This window comes from Lutispora thermophila DSM 19022, from assembly GCF_900142105.1.
Classification (GTDB): Bacteria; Bacillota; Clostridia; order Lutisporales; family Lutisporaceae; genus Lutispora; species Lutispora thermophila.
The window spans coordinates 1-5,398 of record NZ_FQZS01000051.1 but is presented as its reverse complement, the minus strand read 5'-3'; the positions used below and the strand labels follow the sequence as shown (position 1 = coordinate 5,398).

General features: G+C 35.3%; 3 protein-coding genes and 3 pseudogenes. 4 read left to right on the top strand and 2 right to left on the bottom strand.

Annotated elements, in window-relative coordinates; genetic code table 11:
* Positions 1 to 672, bottom strand: a pseudogene (locus tag BUB48_RS18740) (transposase); the annotation flags it as partial.
* A 186-nt stretch (positions 673 to 858) separates the two neighbouring features.
* Between BUB48_RS18740 and BUB48_RS19280 the strand changes: the two are divergent.
* A pseudogene (locus BUB48_RS19280) lies at positions 859 to 945 on the top strand (IS66 family transposase); the annotation flags it as partial.
* Positions 946 to 1,491: 546 nt separating this feature from the next.
* Here BUB48_RS19280 and BUB48_RS17245 read toward each other — a convergent pair.
* Positions 1,492 to 2,928: an ISLre2 family transposase gene (locus BUB48_RS17245; protein WP_073028149.1), complete on the bottom strand. Its 1,437-nt coding sequence runs from the start codon at positions 2,926 to 2,928 to the stop codon at positions 1,492 to 1,494.
* Positions 2,929 to 3,318: 390 nt separating this feature from the next.
* On the opposite strand from BUB48_RS17245, the gene tnpA reads away from it, so the two are divergent.
* The 3 genes and pseudogenes from tnpA to tnpC all read left to right on the top strand — a co-directional run.
* Positions 3,319 to 3,687, top strand: coding sequence for an IS66 family insertion sequence element accessory protein TnpA (gene tnpA, locus BUB48_RS17240; protein WP_073028146.1), 369 nt, complete (start codon positions 3,319 to 3,321; stop codon positions 3,685 to 3,687).
* Complete coding sequence (gene tnpB, locus BUB48_RS17235) at positions 3,684 to 4,028, top strand: IS66 family insertion sequence element accessory protein TnpB (protein ID WP_278308975.1); 345 nt, start codon at positions 3,684 to 3,686, stop codon at positions 4,026 to 4,028. Before tnpA ends, tnpB begins: the two co-directional genes overlap by 4 nt.
* Positions 4,029 to 4,124: 96 nt before the next feature.
* Positions 4,125 to 5,261 (top strand): annotated as a pseudogene (gene tnpC, locus BUB48_RS17230) (IS66 family transposase); the annotation flags it as partial.
* Positions 5,262 to 5,398: the final 137 nt, after the last annotated feature.

Below are 5,398 nucleotides of genomic sequence, written 5' to 3'. Positions count from 1 at the left end.
TTAATATATCTAATTCTTTGCACAGCCTATATACTTTTTTATGATTGATAATTAGGCCATAATCTTCTCTAAGGCATATTGTTAATTTACGATAACCATAGGGAAAACCATCTCCAGATATTAGATTGCATAACCACTCCTTTATTTGTTCATCAGATACTTTTTTACCGGTTTTTGTATATGAATAACCAAGTTTAGGCCTTCCAGCATCTTTATTAAATACCGCAATATTATGAGTTCTATTATATTTTGATTGTCTTTTTATGTATTCATAATAGGTGGATGCAGCAATGCCGACAAAGCCTAGTACTAAAGATATATCATAACCTTTATTTATCCACCTTAATGCAATTGCAACTTTGTCGGCTACTTGGGGTTTACTCTGTCCCTTAATTCTCTAAGTATTAACAGTTCTAACTCTTTTTCTGCAACAAGCTTTTTTAATCTATCATTTTCTATGCTTACAACATTAAGCCTATGTTCTAATTCTTTTACTCTATTGTCTTTATCTTTAGGAAGTGGAGCGACTGAACCCCTCTTCTTATAAGTTTTTATCCAACCAAATATAGTGGTTTTAGATATATCATGGCGCCTTGCAACAAGTGAAATATTACCCACTTCTTGACACTCTTTTATTACTTGTTCCTTGAATTTATCATCATAGTGTTTCATTCTGGATCAACCCCCTATTTCATTTTACTAAATTCGTATGGTTTCTCCAATTATATTAGGGGGCTAAATAGTTTTAATGCATAAAATAGAATAATATGGGCAAAGTAAAAATAAGATATTTAATTTCAGAAAATTAGATTTAACACTTCTTGCCTGTTAAGAGATTGTTCTCTATAAAAGCACAAAATTAATTATATTCTCCTTTTAGACGGCAACTGCTCCATCTCTAATAACCTTGCAGAAAATTGTATTCGCCCCTTTACAATGGGACGTAATGTTTTCTACAATAGTTCTTTGGTTCTTTCCAAAGTTTGTTGAGCAATCGCATTTTTTCAAGCCTAAGAATTTTAGCCTTTAATGTATCAAAACTACACCTTCCATACATAATTCGTGTTTAATGTAAAATAAGAATGGACAAAAGTGAAAAAAAGAATTCCTCAATTTTGCAATTAATTAGTACTCAGAAATGAAAAAAGCCATTGAAGGCACCACCATTTAAAATTATCCTTGTATTAGAGGCCAATCTTTTACAAGGAGGAATTGGAGGATGCTATCAATGACTCAAAAAAATCATATCAGAAAATTGTATTTTGAACAAGGATAGCGTCAATTTACTGTAGGGAAAAGAAGAATAGAATCATCCTGATATTTATATTGATGGAATGCTCTTGACAACAAGCATCTCCCATATGATTTGTCAGCCATAGTGGCACACTAATTTTTTAGCATTTCTTCGAAGTTTTCGGCTGCCACTTAGTCAAGTATATCATATGGGCCCCTCTTATTGTAAAGAGTTCGCTTCGCCATTCCTTTCATGTCCTATCGTATGCCTATTATAGTTTTTATACTATTATAAAGACCCGTTTTATGTCCTGCATCTATTACTGTAATATTTGCATTTACTGCATTTTCATATTTCGTTGTTACATTTCTTAAGCTTTTTATCAATGTTTCTTGTATTTGTATCTTCTTTTCTTTTTCTTCTTTTATCTTTTGTGCCATAACTAAGTCATATATTTTACCACCGTTTTCCTTGTATATCCTAAGCTGTGACATTTGTGCAACACCAATCTTTGACCACCCTTTAGGCCTACTACTTAATCTATCAGATAAAACATGGCTTACATGACCCTCTGCACTACATCCAATTGTCTCTTCTCCTCTTTCTGATTGAATCTCTATACCATCCCAGTTTTTTAGAATATATTTTCGTGCATTCTTTACAACTTCTTTCTTTGTATCAGACTCTGTCTTTTCTATTATTTCCTTAAATACATCTTTTACCATATCTCTATCTGGCCATTCAATTGCGTCCTTTATGGCATAATACATTGTTCCTTCATCATCCAGATGTGCTGTTGCAGCTTTTATATATTTATTCATACGATATCTGTCCAGGACAAATTTGCTCTTTGTTATCCATTGAGTCCCTTGGCGTATCCAAGACGCTCCATCTCCCGATATATATATTTTTTCTATATTTTCTTCATTGTATTTTGCATCTATATATTCTGCTACTTTTAGCCACAACTCTTCTGTGTTTATTTCTCCACCAAAATATCTTACATTCTTTAAAACTTTTCTGTCTTTTGTGCTTTTTTCTCTATCTATACCTTTATGTACATAAACAATCTTAGGCATAGCTATTTTATTCTTTTTTAAATCCTTTTCTATTTCTCCTCTTTTCTGTAGTGCTACATGATCTTCATCTGCCTCAATGTAAAGTATTTTTATATCCTTTTTCTCCTGAACATATATTGGTGCATCTGTTACTTCAATTTGATGTATCTTGTTCATAACTGATTGTTTACTGATTTCATCCATATATGCTACTTTTTCTCCTGCCTTGCTATAACTACTGTCTATGGCTTCATCTATAGCATTGATTACCACATCTGCACTTACTCTGTCATGAGGGTTTATACCTACAATCTCATCTACTAGATATTTACGACTTCCTTCCCTTTTATGTTTGAAATATGTTCTTTTATATTTAATAGTTCCAAAGCTGGTTAAAAGAGATGTTTGATCTTTTCTTACAATTTCCCACTCTTTTTTTCTAATTCCACAGTTACGCAAATATTCATCCATATCTTCTAATACTTCAGTAAGTATATTTCTTCCTAACTCAAATAGGCTTTCTTGAAGGTCTAGAACCAAATCAGCCAAATCTTTTTTCTCATTTATGAAATTTTTTATTGCTTCTTCAATTTTCCTTGTGCCAAATTCATTAAAATGTTGTAAACTATTATACATAGAAAACTACCATCCTTTTTTGTTTATTTGATTGTCAACTTATATCATAACAGGATGAAGTCTTCTTTTCTATTGTTTTACTTTTATTTCCATACAATCCCTACAGTAACTTTACGCTAAGTTGAACAAGGAATGAGCATTAGTCAAATTTCTAGAGAAACCAACTTTGACAGAAAACTATTAGAAAGTACCTGGACAAGACAGATTGGATGAGGATCCCATTGATAAAAATGCAAAAAGAGGAAGACCAGAAAAGCTTAAACCTTTTAAAGAGTAGGCGTCTAATAAGTCAGTGTATAGAAACTTCCCTAAAATTATGGCACAATACTCTAAGTTAGAGTTTGTAGAGTTTTTCGAGTTTACTTGAAAAACTCCAAAGGAGGCTTAGAGTTGAATACCAGGGAAGCAACCCGCAAATATCGATTAAATCAATGGACTGAAATTATCCGTGAATGTCGTAGTAGTGACCAAACTGTCTCTGTATGGTGTGCAGAGCATGATATCAATCCAAAAAGCTACTACTATTGGTTAAGACGTGTTCGTGAGGCAGCATGCGAAGCTCTTCCATCCATAGCTTCAGGAAGCAATACAATTGTGCCTGTGGATATTCCGTCTCATTCTGCAAAATATAGCTCTATATATCAAGATTCATCGCCTGATATCCTTATACATTTTGGTTCTGTAACATTGGAAATTCACAACGGTGCATCTACAGCATTAATAGAAAATACCTTAAGGGCGCTTCAAAATGTTAGGTGACATCTCAAAGGCAGATAAATATAGCTTGCGGATACACTGATATGCGAAAATCCATTGACGGACTTGCTGCCATAGTCCAGCAGAATTTTCAATTGAATCCCTTTCAAAACAGTCTTTTTCTCTTTTGCGGTCGACGACGCGACCGTATGAAAGCATTATATTGGGAAGGCGATGGTTTTGTTCTTTTATACAAACGGTTAGAGGGAGGAAGTTTTCAATGGCCGAAGGATGAAAATGCCGTTTGGTCTCTCACATACCAGGAATTTCGATGGCTTTTGGAAGGCCTTTCTGTAGATCAACCAAGAGCAGTTAAAAAAATTAATGTCGAGTCATCTGTTTAACTGTAAAAGATGTCGTAAAAGCGCATATTTACTAGTTTTTACGGCATTTTTATGCTATAATGAAAGTAGTAAAAAACGTAAAGGAAACAATCATTTATGAGCACAGAACAAAAGATAGCAGCACTGGAAAATCGCATATCCGAACTGAAGCAGGAGAACAAACGGCTCCATGATACAGTTGAGTATCTGACACGTAAGCTCTTCGGCAGAAGCTCTGAAAAAACATCTGTCCTTTCATTGGGACAGTTATCTTTTTTTGATGAAGCAGAAGTTGAAACAGATTCTAAAGCACCAGAACCTGGGCTGCAAGAAGTTCAAAATTATTATCGTAAAAAATTCAAAGGTCAGAAGGCTGAACTATTAAAGGATATTCCACATACAAAACACCTCTGTACGCTTGCTGAAGAAGACCGTTTCTGCGAAGCTTGCGGAACTCCTCTTGTATCAGTTGGCGAAGAATTCGTGCGCACAGAAATAGAATATATACCTGCCAAAGTCAGGGTAATTGATTATTATCGAGAGACCTTCGAATGTCGTACATGCCATAAGAACGGAGAACCATACATGGAGAAATCCCCTATGCCATACCCCGTGGTTCAGCATTCCATGCCATCTCCATCTACAGTAGCATGGGTTATGCATCAAAAGTTCGTCAATGCGCTTCCACTTTACCGTTAGGAAAAAGAGTGGCAATCCCTTGGTGTAAAGTTAAGCCGTGCCACCATGGCTAACTGGATAATAGCTGCATCCCGTGATTGGCTGATGCCATTGGTAGAACTGATGCATAAAAAACTATTGCAAGAAAAATATATACACGCAGATGAAACTACAGTTCAGGTTATGAATGAGGAAGGTCGCAAAAACACCACCGATTCTTACATGTGGGTATACAGCACCGGGCAGCACTGCAACTACTCCATACGGATCTTTGAGTACCAACCTGGAAGGAGTGGCAAATACCCTCAGGAATTTCTGAAAGGATTTAATGAATACCTCCACACTGATGCCTACTCCGGGTACAACAAGATTCCGGGAATTACAAGATGCCTTTGCTGGACCCATCTTCGTAGGAACTTCGTAGATGCTCTCCCGAAAGATGTACATAGTCCGGAGGCTACCATACCGAGTCAGGGGATTGCATTTTGCAATAAACTTTTTGAGATAGAAAAGACTCTTGAAAATTTATCAATGGAACAACGTAAATTGGAGCATCTTAAACAGGAGAAACCTGTTTAAGATGCTTTTTGGTCGTGGATTGATTCTGTTAAGGGCAAGTATAATGATACCAGAAATTAAGACAGACAAATCAATCAGAATTAGTTAGAATAGAATTATGGAAAAGAGAAGACATTTTACACCAGAAGAAAAAG

Bases quoted from the DNA above. Each gene is read 5' to 3' on its own strand.
- BUB48_RS17245 (WP_073028149.1), bottom strand. From the start codon at position 2,928: ATGTATAATAGTTTACAACATTTTAATGAATTTGGCACAAGGAAAATT.